Source organism: Cohnella baijiui, assembly GCF_020731285.1.
Classification (GTDB): Bacteria; Bacillota; Bacilli; order Paenibacillales; family Paenibacillaceae; genus Cohnella.
The window spans coordinates 1-313 of sequence record NZ_JAJFOW010000202.1; the positions used below are offsets into that span (position 1 = coordinate 1).

Below are 313 nucleotides of genomic sequence, written 5' to 3' on the forward strand. Positions count from 1 at the left end.
ATAATGTGCGGGGCTCATTCTTCTGGGTAGGCAAAAATATGACTGACGAATCCGGGGGATGGGGGCGACAACTAGTAGAGAACGGCCACATTATCGGCTCTCATACGATGTATCATGAACGGTTAGGCAATAAAAATAAAGAGGCACAAAAGCAGGAAATGAGCGGATCTACTGATTTTATTGCTAAGAAAATCGGGCATCCGATCACCTATTTCCGTCCGCCCTACGGCTCTGTCAATGCCGCTACGAAAGAAGCCTCCCAAGAAACGAAGAAATATATTATGTATTGGCAGGTTGATAGCCTAGATTGGAA

Annotated in this window: 1 protein-coding gene; it reads left to right on the forward strand. The window is 45.4% G+C overall.

From position 1 onward, the window contains the following. Positions 1–38: 38 nt before the first annotated feature. Positions 39–313 (forward strand): polysaccharide deacetylase family protein (locus LKX83_RS32320; protein ID WP_255655025.1); only part of this gene is annotated, 275 nt, incomplete at its 3' end.